11 protein-coding genes are annotated in these 17,414 nt (G+C 65.3%); 6 read left to right on the top strand and 5 right to left on the bottom strand.

All coding sequences use genetic code 11. From position 1 onward, the window contains the following. Window positions 1-2 precede the first annotated feature (2 nt). The 5 genes from BUA26_RS08265 to BUA26_RS08245 form a co-directional block, all read right to left on the bottom strand. A complete protein-coding gene (locus tag BUA26_RS08265; RefSeq protein WP_072759426.1) occupies window positions 3-1,322 on the bottom strand; it encodes an L-fuconate dehydratase in 1,320 nt (439 codons plus the stop codon). A gap of 58 nt (window positions 1,323-1,380) precedes the next feature. Continuing rightward, the gene (locus BUA26_RS08260) at window positions 1,381-2,244 is read right to left on the bottom strand and encodes a fumarylacetoacetate hydrolase family protein (protein ID WP_072759423.1); all 864 of its coding nucleotides are present in this window, start codon (window positions 2,242-2,244) and stop codon (window positions 1,381-1,383) included. Window positions 2,245-2,257: 13 nt separating this feature from the next. Then, the gene (locus tag BUA26_RS08255; RefSeq protein ID WP_072759421.1) at window positions 2,258-3,004 is read right to left on the bottom strand and encodes an SDR family oxidoreductase; all 747 of its coding nucleotides are present in this window, start codon (window positions 3,002-3,004) and stop codon (window positions 2,258-2,260) included. An 83-nt stretch (window positions 3,005-3,087) separates the two neighbouring features. Continuing rightward, window positions 3,088-3,939, bottom strand: a complete 852-nt coding sequence (locus tag BUA26_RS08250; protein ID WP_072759419.1) for an amidohydrolase family protein — start codon at window positions 3,937-3,939, stop codon at window positions 3,088-3,090. Then, on the bottom strand, window positions 3,936-4,964 hold the full coding sequence (locus BUA26_RS08245) for an aldo/keto reductase (RefSeq protein WP_072759417.1): 1,029 nt from the start codon (window positions 4,962-4,964) through the stop codon (window positions 3,936-3,938). The genes BUA26_RS08250 and BUA26_RS08245 overlap by 4 nt, the downstream gene beginning before the upstream one ends. A 344-nt stretch (window positions 4,965-5,308) precedes the next feature. On the opposite strand from BUA26_RS08245, the gene BUA26_RS08240 reads away from it, so the two are divergent. From BUA26_RS08240 to BUA26_RS08215, 6 genes are all read left to right on the top strand, one after another. Next, window positions 5,309-6,472 carry a glucokinase gene (locus BUA26_RS08240; RefSeq protein WP_083572922.1) on the top strand — a complete coding sequence of 388 codons (1,164 nt, stop codon included), beginning with the start codon at window positions 5,309-5,311 and terminating at the stop codon, window positions 6,470-6,472. A gap of 28 nt (window positions 6,473-6,500) precedes the next feature. Further along, a complete protein-coding gene (locus BUA26_RS08235) occupies window positions 6,501-9,209 on the top strand; it encodes a TonB-dependent receptor (RefSeq protein WP_083572921.1) in 2,709 nt (902 codons plus the stop codon). A gap of 253 nt (window positions 9,210-9,462) precedes the next feature. Continuing rightward, window positions 9,463-11,064, top strand: coding sequence for an alpha-L-fucosidase (locus tag BUA26_RS08230; RefSeq protein WP_178368578.1), 1,602 nt, complete (start codon window positions 9,463-9,465; stop codon window positions 11,062-11,064). A 23-nt stretch (window positions 11,065-11,087) separates the two neighbouring features. Then, entirely contained in the window at window positions 11,088-12,140 is a 1,053-nt protein-coding gene (locus tag BUA26_RS08225; protein WP_072759413.1) for a glycosyl hydrolase family 18 protein, read from the top strand. Window positions 12,141-12,217: 77 nt separating this feature from the next. Then, window positions 12,218-14,560: a family 20 glycosylhydrolase gene (locus tag BUA26_RS08220; RefSeq protein WP_255368245.1), complete on the top strand. Its 2,343-nt coding sequence runs from the start codon at window positions 12,218-12,220 to the stop codon at window positions 14,558-14,560. Between the two features lie 178 nt (window positions 14,561-14,738). Next, complete coding sequence (locus tag BUA26_RS08215; RefSeq protein ID WP_255368208.1) at window positions 14,739-17,336, top strand: beta-mannosidase; 2,598 nt, start codon at window positions 14,739-14,741, stop codon at window positions 17,334-17,336. Window positions 17,337-17,414 lie beyond the last annotated feature (78 nt).

Genomic DNA, 17,414 nt, shown 5'->3' with positions numbered 1-17,414 from the left:
CGTCAGGCGCTTTCGGCGGCGGGAAGATCTCGCCATACGATACCGCCGGGGAAGGTGTGTTCGGCGATCGATCGCGCATGCATTTCCGCCGAGAAGCCCGGAAGGGTCGGCGCCAGGTAGCGGCCCGCGCGGATCGTCACCGGATCGATGAAATGCTCGTGCAGGTGATCGACGAATTCGATGGCGCGGTCCTCCTTCTTGCCGGTGATGGCGATGAAGTCCGCCATCGCCAGATGCTGCACCAATTCGCACAGGCCGACTCCGCCGGCGTGAGGAAAAACTCTGACACCATACTTCGCGGCAAGCAGCAGAATCGCCAGATTCTCGTTGACGCCGCCCACTCTTGCGGCGTCGATCTGCACCAGATCCACCGCCTGCGCCTGGAACAGCTGCTTGAACATCACCCGATTGTGCGTGTGCTCGCCGGTCGAGACCGGAGTCGGCGCCACGCCGCGGCGGATCGCCGCGTGGCCCAGCACGTCGTCGGGGCTGGTCGGTTCCTCGATCCAGGCGAGGCCGAACTCTTTCAACGGCCGTAGCCATTCGATCGCCTGCTGCACGTCCCAGCGCTGGTTAGCATCGATCGCGACGGCGATATCCGGACCGACCGTGGCACGAACCAGGCGGCAACGCCGGATGTCGTCATCGAGGCTGAGGCCGACCTTGAGCTTGATCGTGCGAAAACCCTCCTCGACCGCTTCGCGGGCGAGCCGTTGCAGCTTGTCGTCCGAATAGCCCAGCCATCCGGGCGATGTCGTATAGGCCGGATAGCCTTCGGCGAGCAGGCGTTCGATGCGCTCGGACTTGCCCGGCTCGGCGGCGCGCAGGATCTCCAGCGCCTGGTCCGGGGTGAGCGCGTCGGTGAGATAGCGGAAGTCGATCTGGGAAACGATTTGCTCCGGCGTCATGTCGGCGATGAATCGCCACAGCGGCTTGCCTGCATGGCGCGCCGCCATGTCCCAGGCGGCATTGATGACCGCGCCGATGGCCATATGCATCACGCCTTTTTCCGGGCCCAGCCAGCGCAGCTGCGAGTCGCCGGTGAGCCGACGGGCGAAGCTGCCCAGATCGGCGATCGTCGCCTCGACGGATTGCCCGACCACCATCGGTGCCAGCGCGGCCAAGGCGGCCGTCTGGACGTCGTTGCCGCGGCCGATGGTGAACACCAGGCCATGACCGCACAGACCATCCGGGCTGTCGGTGCGCAGCACCACGTAGGCGGCCGAATAGTCCGGATCCGGATTCATCGCATCCGATCCGTCCAGCGCAAGCGAGGTCGGAAAGCGGACATCGTGCGTTTCCAGCGCGGTAATTTTTACCATGGGTGTCCGGCCTCCAGAATGCCGGAAGGAATGACGACAAAAGAAAAGAGATATGCGTTCAGGAGCGGACGGCGTCGGCGGGATGGGCGACCACCTGCTGGCGTTGCCGCCCCAGGCCCTCGATACCGAGTTCGACGACGTCGCCGGTGCGCAGATAAGTGGGCGGGTGCTGGCCAAGGCCCACGCCGGCAGGTGTGCCCGAGCTGATCACGTCGCCCGGCATCAAGGTCATGTAGCGGCTGATGTAGCTCACCAGATGGGCCACTCCGAACGCCATCGTCCGGGTGTTGCCGTTCTGGTAGCGGTGGCCGTTGACCTCGAGCCACAGCGACAGCTTCTGCGGGTCGGGGATCTCGTCGGCGGTCACCAGCCACGGACCGATCGGGCCGAAGGTATCGCAGCTCTTGCCCTTCACCCACTGGCCGCCGTGTTCGAGCTGGAACTCGCGTTCTGAGACATCGTTGATCACCACATAACCGGCCACGTGGGCCAGCGCCTCGCCGATGGAAACATCGCGTGCGACGTCGCCGATGACGATGCCGAGCTCCACCTCCCAGTCGGTCTTCACCGAGCCGCGGGGAATCATCAAGTCGTCGTTGGCGCCCATGATCGCGCTGGTGGCCTTCATGAAGAGCACCGGCTGTTCCGGCAAGGGCGTATTCGTTTCGGCGGCATGCTCGGCGTAGTTCAAACCCACGCAGAGCATCTTGCCGACCTGCGCCACCGGCGCACCGTAACGCGGCGTGCCGGGTACCAGCGGCAGCGTGGCGGGGTCGATCGCGGCCAGCCGGCGCAGCCCGTCGCGGGTGAGGACCTCAGCGGTGATGTCGGCAACGATCGCGGAAAGGTCGCGCAGCTGGCCGTCGGCGTCGAGGATGCCGGGCTTTTCCTGGCCGGGGTTGCCGTAGCGGGCGAGTTTCATCGATGGTCTCCGGTTAGTTGGACCAGCCGCCATCCACGACGTGGATGGTGCCGGTGGTGAATGAGGCCTCGTCCGAAGCGAGGTACAACGCCAGCGCGGCGATTTCTTCCGGCCGGCCGAGCCGGCCCATCGGCTGGCGGTCGGTGAAGCTGCGCCACGCGGCTTCCTGATCGCCGCCGAGCGCGCGCACGCGCTGCTCCAGCGAAGGGGTTTTCACCGTGCCCGGACAGATCGCGTTGCAGCGCACGCCGCGGGCCACGAAGTCGGCGGCGATCGATCGGGTCAAGCCGATGACCGCGGCCTTGGTCGCGCTGTAGGCGAAGCGGTTGGGCACGCCTTTGATGCTGGATGCCACCGAAGACATGTTGACGATGCTGCCGCCGCCGCGCGCTAGCATGCCTGGCAGCACCGCCTTGCACAGGTGGAACATGCTGTCGACGTTGATCGAGAACGATCGCTTCCAGCTGGCTTCGTCGGTCTCAAGGATGGTGCCCGCATGCACATAGCCGGCGCAGTTGAACAGCGTGTCGAGCGGCCCGGCGGCGCCGACCAGCGAGGCGATGGCGGCGGGGTCGGTCACGTCCAGTACCTGGGTGGTGATCGACGGATGCGCCGCTGCCAGGCTGGCGAGCGCTTCGGCATCGATGTCGGTGGCCAGCACGCTCGCGCCAGCGTGGGCGAATGCCAGGGCGGTGGCGCGACCGATGCCGGCGCCCGCGGCCGTGATCAGCGCATGCTTGCCGGACAGCCGGCCGCTCATGCGAGAGCTCCGGCCGGCGTGGCGAAGAAGTGCGTGGCGAGGAAGTGGGTGAGATAAGGAGTCATGAGCGGGTCCTGCAGTAGTCACGAAAGGATGGAGACGTCCAGCGCGTAGAAACGCGTGGCGTTGGCGCCGAAGACATCGGCCTGCCGTCCCGGCGCGTAGCGCTCGGTCAGTACCTTGGACAAGCGCAGCCAGTGGCCGTAGTCGGCGCGTGTGGTGAGCACCGGCCAATCGCTGCCCCACATCAGCCGCGATGCACCGAAGCGGTCGAAAAGATCTTTCACGCAGCGATCGATGGCGTCCTCCTGCGTGCCAGGGTCGAGCAGCGTGAGCAGTCCGGACAGCTTGCAGTGAAGCTGCGGATGCTGCGCCAGCTGGTCGATCCACGCTAGCCACTGTCCATCGTCTCCGTGGGCGATCGACGGCTTGCCGGCGTGGTCGAGCACGCTGCGAAGTTGCGGATGCCGGGCCAGCCGCCGGCACAGCGCCGGCAACTGCAACGGCGTGACCAGGGCGTCGAACGCCAGCTCCATGTCCTGCATGCAGTCGAACGCGCGATCGAGCGCCGCATGCGAAAGCCAGTCCGGATCGGCGATGTCCTGCGCCATCGGCCGCAGCCCGCAAAGCAGGCCATCGCTATCGCGCTTCAGCGAGTGGATGCGTGCGCAGGCATCCGCGGCTTCCAGGTCGACCCAGCCCACGACGCCGACAACGGCCGGATCCCGCCGTGCCAGCTCGAACAGGTAACGGGTCTCCGCTTCGCTGGGCGCCGCCTGCACCAGCACACTGAATTGCACGCCAGCCGCCTCGCGCTGCGCGTGCAGGTCGGTCGGCAGGAACGATCGTTGCAGCGCCGCCGGCGCCTGCGCCAGCCAGCCGTAGTCGCCGCGTGCCGGCTGCCAATAATGCTGGTGGGCGTCGACGATGATCATGGCGTGGGCACGCCGTGCAGCAACAGGCCGGCCGCACGCAACGCGCTCCAGGTCGCGGCCGGGACGCCGGCTTGCAGCCGCGCCACGGCGCTGTCGACCTCGGCCGCCGAGCGCAGGCCGCAAACCACGGTCGCCACCGCCGGATGCGCCAGAGGAAACTGCAAGGCAGCCGCACCGACCTCGCTGCCGGTCTGCGCACAGACGTCGTAGAAGCGGCGGGCCTTCTCGAGCACCGCATCGTCGGCGGGCGCGTAATTGTAGAAAGGCCCGGGTGCGGACGCGCCGCCGAGCAGGCCGGAGTTGTAAGGTCCCGCAGCCAGAATCGCCACACCTTGCGCCAGCGCCAGCGCCATCACTCCCTCACTGTGCTGCTGCTCGAACAGCGTATAGCGGCCGGCCAGCATGATCGCGTCGAGCGGAAAGCGCGGCATCAGCTCCAGGCAGATCGCCTCCTCGTTGACGCCGATGCCGATCGCACCGCATACCCCTTGGGCACGCAACTCGGCCATGGCCGGCAGCGCTTCGTCCAATGCCTGGCGAAACACTTCCGGATGATGCATGCCATGGGTCAGTGCGCCGATGTCATGCAATAGCAGCAGCTCGACATGGTCGGTACGCAGGCGTTTGAGGCTGGCTTCGAGCGAACGCATGACGCCATCGCGGCTGTAGTCGAAGCGGGCGCGTTGACCGTCGACGACAAAGCCGTCGGCATGATCGGAACGTCCGGCATCCGCTTCGATACGTCGGCCGACCTTGGTCGACAAGGTGTAGCTGTCGCGGTCAAGCTCCTGCAGCGTAGCGCCCAGCCGGCTTTCGCTGAGGCCGTAGCCGTAGTAGGGCGCAGTGTCGAAATGCCGGATGCCCTGCTGCCACGCGCGCATGACCGCGGTGGCGGCGATGGCGTCATCGACCGACTCGTAGAGGTTGCCGATCGGCGCACCGCCGAAGGACAGCCGTGAAAGCCGTCGTCCGCGCACGCCGGTTACGGCCTTGCCCGGATCTTCTCTTGTAGCGGATGCGGTCATTGAGCACTCCCGATGCCTTCGAGTACTGCGCTAGCGGAGCCTGGCCCTCACCGGCTCATCGCAGCGTGTTCATGATCGCGTATTTGCGCTTGTGTGTATAGATAAAACTAAAGTTTATATGTGAGTTTGTTGGCAACAGCGCTACCGTTATGTTGCAGTGCAGCTTGTCACGATCTAAAGTATATATAAATCTTCGTTTCGCCAGTGAACATTTCCAGCGATCTGGCTGCAAGGCGGTAAGGCCAGCAACAAGCATTCGTGGTGCGAACAATGCAACTCCCGATGCGACAGAACAGCGGTATCCGAGGCCCGTCCCAGCGCGTTTCATGCAGGGGCCGTGGCGCATGAGCGCCGTTTCGGCAAGGGCGGCATGCGCTCCGCAGCGGCTTGTGGCCGGAGCGATTGCGGGTGCCGGGACGTTCCTGTGCGGGGACTCCGGTCAGCCCTTCCTCGCCGCCGATGTCGGTGGCTCGCATGCGCGCCTGGGGCTGGTCTCGCCACGCACCGAACAAGGCGCGCCGAAGCTGCTCGCCTATCGCACCTACCGCTGCGCCGACCATCCTCATCTGGCCGACATCGTTCGCTGCTTCTGCACCGAACTCGATGTGCAGCCTCGCGAACTGGTGCTGGCCTGCGCCGGCTGCGTGCATGCGGGCGTGGTGGTCAACAAGAATCTGGCCTGGCCGGTCGCGCCCGCGGCGATGGCCGAGACCCTGGGGCTCGACTGCATCCGGTTTCTCAATGACTTCGAAGCGCTGGCGTACGCCACGGCTCACCTCGACGCCAGCAACACGGCAACGCTGAAGGCCCCGCTGAGGCCGGAGATCGGCCCCGTCGCGATCATCGGTCCTGGCACGGGCCTGGGCGCTGCCGTCTGGCTTCCCGGCGATCCGCCCCGTGTGCTGCCGACCGAGGCCGGCCAGATCCAGTTGGCCGCGCGTGTCGGTGTGGAGCAGCAAGTGCTCGAGCAGCTGGCGCTGGCCGACAGTCATGTCCCGTACGAGTCGGTGCTTTCCGGCCCGGGTCTGCTCCGACTCTATACAGCGCTATGCGCGGTGCGCGATCGCTATCCGGTCCTCGACGAACCGGCGGCCATCACCGCCGCCGCACTCGCCGGCAGCAACGACATGGCGAGCGAGGCGCTCACCATGTTCTGCGGCTGGCTGGGATCGTTCGCGGGCGACCTGACCATGCTGTACGGCGCCACGGGTGGCGTCTATCTCGCCGGCGGATTTCTTTCGCAGATCGTCGATTTCATGCGCTGCAGCCCCCTGGTCGAGCGCTTCCTCGACAAGGGCGTGATGCGCCCGTTCCTCAACAAGGTCCCCATTCGGGTGGTGGACCACGGCCAGCTCGGCGTGATTGGTGCCGCCAGCTGGTATCTGAATGTTCTTCGCGCCGGGGGGGCGTTGAACGCAGGGCCTGCATCCATGCCGGCGCTGCAGTTCCACCAGCAAGCCAGTGAAAGTGCCGTACGCGAACCCTCCAAAAGGGATGGTTCGCAATGACCAACGAAACGGGGTCGGGGAAAATCAGATGAAGATCAGCAAGACATTTCTGTGCGCGAGCATCCTGTGGGGGCTGGCTGCCGGCGCACATGCACAAGACGCTACCTCCGCGACGACGGCTACTGCGCCAGCCGCCGGCGATACCGCCAAGACCAAGACGCCGCAGCAGCGCGCTCAGGAGAAACAGGCGCAGAACCTGCAGACGGTGACGGTGACCGGCTATCGCCAGAGCCTGCAGAAGGCGATGGATATCAAGCGCAACGCCAACGCCATCGTCGACGCCATCAGCGCCGAGGACATCGGCAAGTTTCCGGACACCAATGCCGCCGAGTCGCTGGCGCACCTCCCCGGCATCTCGGTGGATCGCCAGTTCGGCGAGGGCGAGAAGGTCAGCATCAACGGCACCGATCCGGCGCTGAACCGTGTGCTGATCAATGGCCAGACCATCGCCTCGGGCGACTGGGGCGGCAACCCCACCGACACCAGCGGCCGCACCTTCAACTACACGCTGCTGTCGCCGGAAATCATCGGCTCGATGGAAGTGTACAAGTCGCCCATGGCGCGCATCGACGAGGGCAGCATCGGCGGTACCGTGATCGTCAACACGCGCAAGCCGCTGGATCTCCCGGCGAACACGCTGCGCGGTTCGCTGGGCTACAACTACAACGATCGTTCCAAGGACGGGAACCCTCGCGGCTCGGTGCTGTGGAGCTGGAAGAACAGCGACAGCACCTTCGGCTTCCTCACCGCGCTGACCCACGACAAGGAAAACCTGTCCCGCGCAGGTATCGAGTTCTTCGGCTACGGCAAGGCCGGTACCAGCATCTCTCCGACCGCGACCCAGACCGGCAGCGGCGACGTGACCACCGCCAAGTACCCGGTGGGCATCAACAGCTCCTACTTCCAGCAGGTGCGGCGCCGCGACGGCATCCAGTCCGCCCTCGAATGGCGGCCGGACGACAAGAACGAGTTCAACCTGACCGGCATCTACGTCAAGGGCAAGTACGACAACTTCAGCGAGTCGCGCTATGTGTGCCCGGGTTGCGGCGATCTCAACAAGATCACCGACTACACGATCAACAACGGCTACATCACCCAGGCGACTGTCTCCGGAAACACCGCGAACGGGCAACCGTATGCGCAGCTCGATGCGAACTTTCGCAAATCGGAAGTCACCACCAAGAGCCTCAATTTCCGCCACGACTACAACGGCGACAAATGGGTGCTCACCAGCCAGGTCGGCTACACCGCGGCGCGAGGCGGCAAGGATCCCGAGTACCTCATGAAGTATCTGCTGCAGTCCGGCGGCTACAACTTCTCGTACGACGGCAAGAACACCGCGGTCAACTACGACAACGGCTCGGCCAGCAACTGGGGCCTGTCCGCTGCACCGGCCGGTTCGGTGCCAGGCGATTCGAGCATCAACGGCAAGTACCAGGCGGGCGGCATCTATTACGAGACGACCAAGGACCGCGAGAAGTACGCGCAGTTCGACGCCAGCCGCGATCTGGACTGGGGTCCGATCAACCAGGTGCAGATAGGCGGCAAATACATCGATCACGACAACAGCCAGTTCTCGCGCGGCAACCGCATCAACACCACGGATGCCATCTCGCTGTCGGATTTCAGTCCGGGCACCACGCCCGGCGGCCTGTACGACGGCCTGCATGCCAGTGGCGACCTGGTCAACTGGCCGACCGCGAACCTCGGCGCGGTGCAGAGCTACCTCAACGCCCAGCCGCAGGGTCCGTACAACATCAATTACCCGTCGATCTTCAAAGTGAAGGAGCTGACGCGCGACCTCTACGTGCAGTTCAATTACGCCACCGACTTCGGCTTGCACGGCAACTTCGGCGTCCGTTATGTGGACACGACCGACAAGTCGACCTACTACCAGTCCACCAGCGGAAGTGCCTACTACCTCGTGCAGAACAAGAGTCGCTACTACAAGCCTCTGCCGAGCTTCAACATGGCCTACGACATCGACGATGACAAGGTCGTCCGCTTCGGCGTGGCCAAGGTGATCGCGCGGCCGCGCTATTCGGACCTGGCCGGATCCGTGTCGCTCAGCAGCACGGGCGGCAACTTCACCGGCAGCGCCGGCAACCCGAATCTCAAGCCGTATTCGTCGACCAACTTCGACCTGGCCGGCGAGTGGTACTTCGCGCCATCAAGCCTGCTGGCCACCGAGCTGTTCTACCGCAAGATCGGCAATTACATCGTCACCAATACCGACGAGCGTTCGTTCTTCGATCCGACCACCGGTCAGACCAACCTCTACACCATCACCTCGCCGGTGAACGTCTCCAACGCCAAGGTGCGCGGCATCTCGCTGATGTACCAGCAGGATCTCGGCTACGGTTTCGGCCTGCAGACCAACTACACCTATGCTCATGCCGACGCCAGCACCGGCCTGAACATGCCGTTCCTGTCCAAGAACACGCTCAACATCATCCCGTACTACGAGCACGGCCCGTACATGGTGCGCGTCAATTACAGCTGGCGCTCGCCGTATTTCACCCAGATCGGACGGCTCGATTCCCACGTGTTCTCCGATCAGTACAAGGAGCTCGACATCAGCGCCAGCTATCAGGTCAACGACTGGATGGGCGTGACGCTGAGCGCGACCAACCTGCTCGATTCCACCTACTACTGGTTCAACGATGTGAAGTACGCGCCGATCGGCATGTACAAGAACGGCCGGACCTACTCATTGAGTCTGAACTTCAAGCTTTGACGTGTGTGTGGTACACCGGCCGCGGACGGGCAGCCCTCCCTCTCCCGTCCGCAGCCGGTGGTTTTTTCCGGATTTGCCGGTGCAGAATGCCCGCCATGTCGCTGCCGGCACGGCCGTCCCGCCCAATATGTGGATGCGCAATGATTGCAACGCAAAGTGTCCACCTACTCTCGCCGCAGGCAGCCGCTCTGGGCGCTGCGCCATCGTTCGCCAGCACCGGTCCGGAGCAGCCTCGCCCATGAAATGCTCGCTGATGCTCTGCGGTCTGCTCGCCGTGGTCCCGATGCATGGACATGCTTCCGGCGCGTCGGTCACGGCGCCCACCGCTGCCACGCTGTCGCCCCGCGATGCGGATCTGGCCTGGCAAAAGGCCACGGCTAAATTCGCACCTGCGCGGCAGGCGATCCTGGCCAAGGTAGCCAGGGACATGGACAAGGGATCTTTTCGCGCCGACTGGGCGTCGCTGCAGCAGTACCGTTCGCCGGCCTGGTACGACGATGCGAAGTTCGGCATCTTCATCCATTGGGGCGTCTACTCGGTGCCCGCGTCCGGCAGCGAATGGTATTCGCGCAACATGTACCAGCAGGACAGCGACGACTACAAACACCACATCGCGACCTACGGGCCGCAGTCGAAGTTCGGCTACAAGGACTTCATCCCGATGTTCAAGGCCGAGCGCTTCGATGCGCAGGCCTGGGCCGCGCTGTTTCGACAGGCAGGCGCGCGTTACGTGGTGCCGGTGGCCGAGCATCATGATGGTTTTGCGATGTACGACTCGCACTTGTCGGAGTGGACGGCCGCGAAGATGGGCCCGCACAAGGACATCATCGGCCTGCTCGCCAAGGCCATCCGCGCGCAAGGCCTGCACTTCGGCGTCTCTTCGCATCGCGCCGAGCACGACTGGTTCTTCGACGGTGGCCGCCGCTTCGATTCGGACGTCAACGATCCGAAGTACGCGGGGCTGTATGGTCCGGCCGAGCCGCGCATTCCCGGCAAGGACGACATGGATCTGGCGGGCGACTGGACCTATGTCTCGCAGGCCTGGCTGGACGACTGGCTGGCGCGCACCGCCGAGTTGATCGACGACTACCACCCGGACCTGATCTATTTCGACTGGTGGATCGGCCACCCCACGTTCCGCAATACCTTGCCGAAGCTGCTGGCCTACTACTACAACCAGGGCGCGCAGCGCGACGGTGTGGTGGTCAACTACAAGCTGGGCGACTTCCCCGATGGAGCCGGCACGCTCGACATCGAACGCGGCCAGCTGACCGGCATCCATCCCACCCATTGGCAGACCGACACCTCGATCAGCAATGCCTCGTGGGGATACATCGAGCACGATACGTACAAGTCGCCGCAATCCATCATCCATCTGCTGGCCGACGTGGTCAGCAAGAACGGCAACCTGATGCTCAACATCGGGCCGCGTGCCGATGGCAGCATTCCCGACAGCGAGCGCGACACCTTGCTGGCGATCGGGCGCTGGCTGAAAACCAACGGCGAGGCGATCTACGGCAGCAGGCCGTGGCGGGTCTTCGGCGAAGGGCCGACCGAGGTCGTCGGTGGCACTTTCCAGGACACCAAGACCAAGCCGTATACCGCGCAGGATTTTCGTTTCACCACCCAGCCGGGCGTGCTCTATGCGATCGAGATGGGCTGGCCGCAGGAAGGCAAGGTCGTGATCCACTCGATCAAGCCCAGCGACCACGTGCACGCGGTCAAGCTGTTGGCCGACGGACGGCAGGTGGGTTGGCGACAGCAGGCCGACGGCCTGCAGCTGGACCTGCCGGCGCAACCCGCGGGTGAATACGCCTATGTCTTTCGCATCGAGCTGTCCGCTTCCGCTCTATGAGCAGGCTCTTACAGGGGATACCCATGAAACGATTCACCTGGCTGTTGCTGGCCGCCATGCTGGTCTGCGGTCCCGCTTTCGCCAAGCAACCGACAGCCTTGTTCTACCTGATAAGCACGCAGAAGTCGGTCAATTCCTTCGTCGCCCATGTCGACAAGATCGGCTTGCTGGTGCCGACCTGGTACGGCGTCGACGACCAGGGCCTGGTCAACGGCGGGCCTAACCGCTACGTGCTCGACATGGCGAAGCAGCATCGCCTGCCGGTGATGCCGATCATCTCGATGACCGCTGGTCGCAAGGGCTTCCACACGCTGCTGCAGGACGAGACGGCCAAGCGCCAGATGATCGACGCGATGCTGCAGCAGGCGAAGGAGCATGGCTACACCGGCTTCCAGTTCGATTTCGAGAACGTCTCCTGGACCGACCGCGACGCCTTCACGCTGCTGGCGAAACAGACGGCCGAAGCACTGCACAAGCATGGCCTGAAACTGTCGATCGCCGTGGTTCCCAACGCGCCGGGGCACGCCGGCGAGGGCAAGTTCACCAAGTGGATGTGGCAGTACTGGCGCGGCGCCTACGACCTGGCGGCGCTGGGCAAGGTCGCCGACCTGATCTGCCTGATGACGTATGACCAGCACACGCGCTGGACCACGCCGGGGCCGGTCGACGGCATGCCGTGGACGCTCATGCATCTGCAGTACGCGTTGAAAGTCGTGCCGAAGGAAAAGCTGTCGCTGGGCATCGCGCTGTACGGCTATCACTGGTACACCGGCGATCCGGTGAAACCGGATGGCACCGAGGCCTCCAACATCAGCGCGGACTACATCGATGCCGACGAATCTTTCCCGCTGGCGAAAGAACAGAACGCGACCGTGCAATGGGATCCGGTCGACCACGAGTCCTGGTATTACTTCTACCGCGACGACATGCGCGAGTGGGTGTTCATGCCGGACGCGCACAGCTTCCGCGACCGCTATGCGCTGATCGCACAATACGACCTGGAAGGTTTCTGCTCCTGGGTGCTGGGCGCCGAGGATCCGAAGGTCTGGGACGAGCTGCCCACCGCGCAACGCTGACCATGAGGCCGGGCTTGGGGCGTCGTACGAAGAGCGCCGGCCAGTGCGTGCTGCTGTTCGTCGCGCTGCTCGGCGGCATGTGCAGCTCGATGGCGCATGCCGGCGATGCCACCGCCGCGGCTTTGCCGCTGCTTCCCATGCCGGCGCAAGTCCAGCGTGCGCCGGGTCATTTCGAGGTGACCGCCGGCACCGTCATCTCGGTGTCGCCCGGCGACGCCGCGGCGGTGCGAACCGCGCACGATCTGGCGGACCTGCTGAATCGTACGCGCCACCTCCCGCTTGCCGTGCGCGTGCAAAGCATGGCACCGGCCGGAGCCATCCGCCTGCGGCTGGATCCGCAGGCAGCGGTCGAGCAGGCCGAGGGCTACACGTTGGATGTCGACGCGCGTGGCATCCGTATGAGTGCACGCAGCAGCACCGGCCTGTTCTATGGCGCGATGACGCTGTGGCAGCTGCTGACCCCTGACAGCACCCATGGAGCGGTCCAGGTTCCGGCGCTGGCCATCCGCGACTGGCCGCGCTTCGCCTGGCGCGGGCTGATGCTGGATGTGGCGCGGCATTACCAGAGTCCCGCCACCATCAAGCAGCTGCTCGATGCGATGGCCGAGCACAAACTCAACGTATTCCACTGGCATCTCACCGACGACCAGGGCTGGCGCATCGAAATCAAGCGCTATCCCGAGTTGACCCGGATCGGTGCCTGGCGCACACCGCCCGGCGCCGGCGTGGGCGGCGACCCGAAGCGCTACGGCGGCTTCTACACCCAGGCGCAGATCCGCGACATCGTCGCCTACGCCGCTGCCCGCCACATCACCGTAGTGCCGGAGCTGGACATGCCCGGGCACGCGCAGGCCGCCGTGGCCGCCTATCCCCGGCTGATCGGCGTCACCGATCAGCGGCCGGCAGTTTCCGTCGACTGGGGCGTCAATCCGTACCTGTACGACGTGGACGACGCCAGCTTCGGCTTCATCGAGCACGTCCTCGACGAAGTCATGGCGCTGTTCCCCTCCACTTACATCCATGTCGGCGGCGACGAAGCGATCAAGGATCAATGGAAGGCCTCGCCCGCGGTGCAGGCGAAGATGCGCACACTCGGCATCAAGGACGAGGATGGCTTGCAGAGCTGGTTCATCGATCGCATCGGCCGCTATCTCGCCGCACACGGTCGGCGCCTGATCGGCTGGGACGAGATTCTGGAAGGCGGCCTGCCGGCCAGCGCGTCAGTGATGTCGTGGCGTGGCACCCAGGGCGCCATCGACGCGGCCAAGGCCGGGCACGACGTGGTGCTCGCACCCGCCGGCTCGCTGTACTTGGACAACCTGCAGAGCGCACGCGCCGACGAGCCCAGCGGACGGCTGGCGGTCCTGCCGTTGTCGAAGGTCTATGCGTTCGAACCGGTGGATGCCTCGCTAGACGCGGACCAGGCCAGGCACGTGCTGGGTCTCGAAGGTGCCCTGTGGACGGAATACGTGCCTTCGGATTGGCATGTGCAGCACGCGATCTTCCCCCGCATCGATGCGCTCGCGGAGCGGGCGTGGTCACCGCAGGCGTCGCGGGACTGGCAGGATTTCCTCGCGCGTCTGCCGTCCCAGCTGCGGCGCTATCACGCGCAAGGCATCGCCTTCGCCGACAGTGCGTTCGCCGTCGAGGCGACGCTGGAAGGTGGGTCCGCCGCGGCCCCGACGACAGGCGAGGCCCGCGTCAGCCTGGGCAACCAGGCGCATGACGGCGCCATCCGCTACACCATCGACGGCAGCGCGCCGACGATCGCATCTCCCGCGTATGCCGCACCGTTCGAGGTGACGCTGCCGGCGACGATACGCGCGCTGGCGTTCGCTGCCGATGGCACGCCGCTGGCCGCGGCGCGGACACGTGTGCTGGATCGCGCTGCGCTCTCGACCCGCAGCAGCAGCGAGTTGCATGCCTGCCCCGGTGGCGATCTCGGCTTGCGTGTGCCCCTGCTGCCTGATCGCGATCGCCCCGACACACCGGTCTACAACGTCGACCTGTTCCACAGCTGCTGGATCTATCCCCAGGCGCGCATCGACGGCGTCGTGGCCATCCATGTCGATGCGGCGCGGCTGGCCCGCAATTACGGACTGGCCCACGACCAGGCCAAGGTCGTCGCCTATCCCGCAAGCACCGCGCACGGCGAACTGGAAGTGCGGCTGGACACGTGCGACGGTACCGTGCTGGCGCGGCTGCCGCTGCCGGCGGGCGATGCGCCCGGCACGCGGTTCGATCTGCAAGGCGCGCTGCCGCCGCATGCCGGCAACCATGACTTGTGCCTGCGTTTCACTGCACCGATCCAAGGGCCGTTGTATGCGATCGGGTCCGTACAACTGCTCGACCATGCTATTGACGCAAGGCGTCGGTCGGGATCGTCTATCGAGGGTGGCAAAAATGAGCGACATTTGTAGGAGCGGATGTGGGAGCGACTTCAGTCGCGATGCGCACGCAGTGCGCTGCGGCGCCGGTATCGATCGAGCCGCGGTAGCACGGGGCAGGCCGCTGCCGCGGCCATCGCGACTGAAGTCGCTCCCACAGTCGTTTCTACGGAGGGTGTGCCGGGCTGTCGCTGTCTTGTTCGCCTTGTCGATGCCGGCGCTGTCCCTGGCGGCGCCTTTGACGGTGCAGCGGCTGGACGGTGGCTGGCAGTTCCGGCTCGCACCCGGCGACAGCCAGGCCAAGGCCCATCCGCAAGCGGCCGGCTGGCTGCCTGCCTCGGTGCCCGGCACGGTGCAGACCGACTTGCTGGCGGCGAAGCTGGTCGCCGATCCGTTCCGGCGCGACAACGAGGCGGCGATCCAGTGGGTCGGCCTGTCCGACTGGGAGTACCGCACGACCTTCGACGTGGATCGCGCCACGCTGGCGCGCGGCCATGTCGATCTGGTGCTGGACGGCCTGGATACGTTCGCCGACGTCTACCTCAACGGCCGCAAGCTGCTTGCCGCCGACAACATGTTCCGGCGCTGGCGGGTGGACGTGAAATCGCAGCTGCACGCGGGCCGCAACACGCTGGAGGTGCGGCTATATTCGCCGATCAAGCGATTGCAGCCGTGGTTGCTGAAGCAGCCGTACGCGTTGCCGGGCGAATTCGATTCGGCCTTCGGCGACGAGCCCAAGGGCAAGCAGACCGCCGGTTATGTGCGCAAGGCCAACTACCAGTACGGCTGGGACTGGGGCCCGCGTATCGTCACCGAAGGCATCTGGCAAAGCGTGCACCTGGACAGCTGGGATGCGGCGCGTGTGGCCGACTTCCATGTCGCGCAGACTCATGTCAGCCGGCAGGCCGTACAAGTCGAGGTGCAGTTCGAGATCGAGGCCGACGTCAGCCGGCCGCTGCATGTCGGCGTCGAGGTGATCGGGCCGGATGGCAAGCCGGTCGCCCGCGTCGAGCGCGAAGTCACGGTCGATCCCGGCAGCCATACGGTCGGCCTGCCGGTGCGCATTGCCGATCCCAAGCTGTGGTATCCGACCGGCTACGGCGCGCCGGACATGTACACCTTCAAGGCCAGCATCCGCGACGCTGACGGCGAGCAATACCGCGCCGAACGCGCCACCGGCCTGCGCACCGTCGAGCTGCGCCGGCAGAAGGATGCGTGGGGCAAGAGTTTCGAGTTCGTCATCAACGGCATCCCGGTTTTCGCCAAGGGCGCCAACCTGATTCCGTTCGACAGCTTCCCCACGCGGACCGGCGACGCGCAGATGCGCCAGGTGCTCGAATCCGCGCGCGACGCCAACATGAACATGTTGCGCATGTGGGGCGGCGGCTATTACGAATCGGACAAATTCTATGAAATGGCCGACCGGCTCGGCCTGATGATCTGGCAGGACTTCATGTTCGGCGGCGCGATCCCGCCGTACGATGTGGCTTACCGCGAAAACGTGCGGCAGGAGGCCATCGAGCAGGTCAAGCGATTGCGCGATCACCCCAGCATCGTGCTGTGGGCGGGCAACAATGAAGTGCAGACCGGCTGGGAGTCGTGGCCCGATCGCCAGGCGTTCAAGAAGGCGATCGGCCCGGACGAGCAGGAGCGCGTGGTGACTGGCATGGTCAACCTGTTCGGCAATGTGCTGCGCAACGTGGTTGCGGGTTACGACAGCGACGTGCCGTACTGGGCCAGTTCGCCCAGCACCGACTACGACGGTGCGGCCAATGTGCTGGACGACGGCGATTACCACTACTGGAATGTGTGGTCGGGCGAGGCCAAGCCGATCACCGAATACCTCAACATCACGCCGCGCTTCCAGTCCGAGTACGGCCTGCAGTCGTTCCCGGAGATGCGCACCATCCGCGCGTTCGCCGACGCGGGCGATCTGCAGCCGGAATCGCCGGTGATGCGCGGGCACCAGAAGTACGACAGCGGCAACGGCAACAAGCGCCTGCTGCTGTATATCCGCCGCGAGTTCGGCGAGCCGAAGGATTTCCCGTCGTTCGTCTATCTCAGCCAGGTAGTGCAGGCCGAGGGTATCCAGCTGGCCGCCGAACACCTGCGCGCCTCGCGGCCGCAGGCGATGGGCTCGCTGTACTGGCAGTTGAACGATGTGTGGCCCGGCGCATCCTGGTCCAGCATCGACTACTACGGTCGCTGGAAGGCGCTGCAGTTCCATGCACGCCGCTTCTATGCGCCGCTGCTGATCGCCGCGCTGCGGCATGACGGCAGCACTGACGTTTCACTGGTGTCCGATCGCACCGTGCCGCTGGCTGCGCATTGGCGTCTGCGGGTGATGGACTTCGCCGGCAAGGTGCTGCGTGAGCAGGCCGCGGACATCAGCGTGGCGCCGCTGGCCAGCACCAAGGTGGCGAGCTACACCGATGCCCAACTGCTCAAGGGAGCCGATCCGCGCGCGAGCTTCGCCGTGTTCGAACTGCTCGATGGCGGCAACACCGTGTCGCGCAACCTGGTGTTCTTCGATGAGGCGAAGAATCTGCAGCTGCCGTCGCCGCAGATCCGCACGCAGTGGGAAGCCACCACCGGCGGCTACCGGCTGACCTTGACGGCCGCCGCGTTGGCGCGAGACGTGTGGGTGTCTTTCGGTGACCTCGACGCCGAGGTCTCGGATAACGCGTTCGATATCCTGCCTGGCCAGAGCGTCACCGTGGTTGTGCACAGCAAGGTCGGGCTCGATGCGTTGCGACAGGCGCTGGCCGTGCAGAATCTGGCCGATGTCATGGCGGGTGCGGCGCGATGAGGTCGGTGCCCGCCGTGAGCGCGACATGGCGCGGCAGGTTCTTCCCCATGTTCGCGCTCGGCCTGGGCTCCGTGTTCG

Source organism: Rhodanobacter sp. OK091 (genome assembly GCF_900142825.1).
GTDB lineage: Bacteria > Pseudomonadota > Gammaproteobacteria > Xanthomonadales > Rhodanobacteraceae > Rhodanobacter.
This window is presented reverse-complemented; position numbering and strand designations above follow the sequence as displayed.

Excerpts from the sequence above, each read along its gene's own strand:
- BUA26_RS08260 (WP_072759423.1), bottom strand. The coding sequence starts at position 2,244 with ATGAAACTCGCCCGCTACGGCAACCCCGGCCAGGAAAAGCCCGGCATC.
- BUA26_RS08220 (WP_255368245.1), top strand. The coding sequence starts at position 12,218 with ATGTGCAGCTCGATGGCGCATGCCGGCGATGCCACCGCCGCGGCTTTG.
- BUA26_RS08235 (WP_083572921.1), top strand. The coding sequence starts at position 6,501 with ATGAAGATCAGCAAGACATTTCTGTGCGCGAGCATCCTGTGGGGGCTG.
- BUA26_RS08255 (WP_072759421.1), bottom strand. The coding sequence starts at position 3,004 with ATGAGCGGCCGGCTGTCCGGCAAGCATGCGCTGATCACGGCCGCGGGC.
- BUA26_RS08265 (WP_072759426.1), bottom strand. The coding sequence starts at position 1,322 with ATGGTAAAAATTACCGCGCTGGAAACGCACGATGTCCGCTTTCCGACC.
- BUA26_RS08250 (WP_072759419.1), bottom strand. The coding sequence starts at position 3,939 with ATGATCATCGTCGACGCCCACCAGCATTATTGGCAGCCGGCACGCGGC.
- BUA26_RS08225 (WP_072759413.1), top strand. The coding sequence starts at position 11,088 with ATGAAACGATTCACCTGGCTGTTGCTGGCCGCCATGCTGGTCTGCGGT.
- BUA26_RS08240 (WP_083572922.1), top strand. The coding sequence starts at position 5,309 with ATGAGCGCCGTTTCGGCAAGGGCGGCATGCGCTCCGCAGCGGCTTGTG.
- BUA26_RS08245 (WP_072759417.1), bottom strand. The coding sequence starts at position 4,964 with ATGACCGCATCCGCTACAAGAGAAGATCCGGGCAAGGCCGTAACCGGC.
- BUA26_RS08230 (WP_178368578.1), top strand. The coding sequence starts at position 9,463 with ATGCTCTGCGGTCTGCTCGCCGTGGTCCCGATGCATGGACATGCTTCC.
- BUA26_RS08215 (WP_255368208.1), top strand. The coding sequence starts at position 14,739 with ATGCCGGCGCTGTCCCTGGCGGCGCCTTTGACGGTGCAGCGGCTGGAC.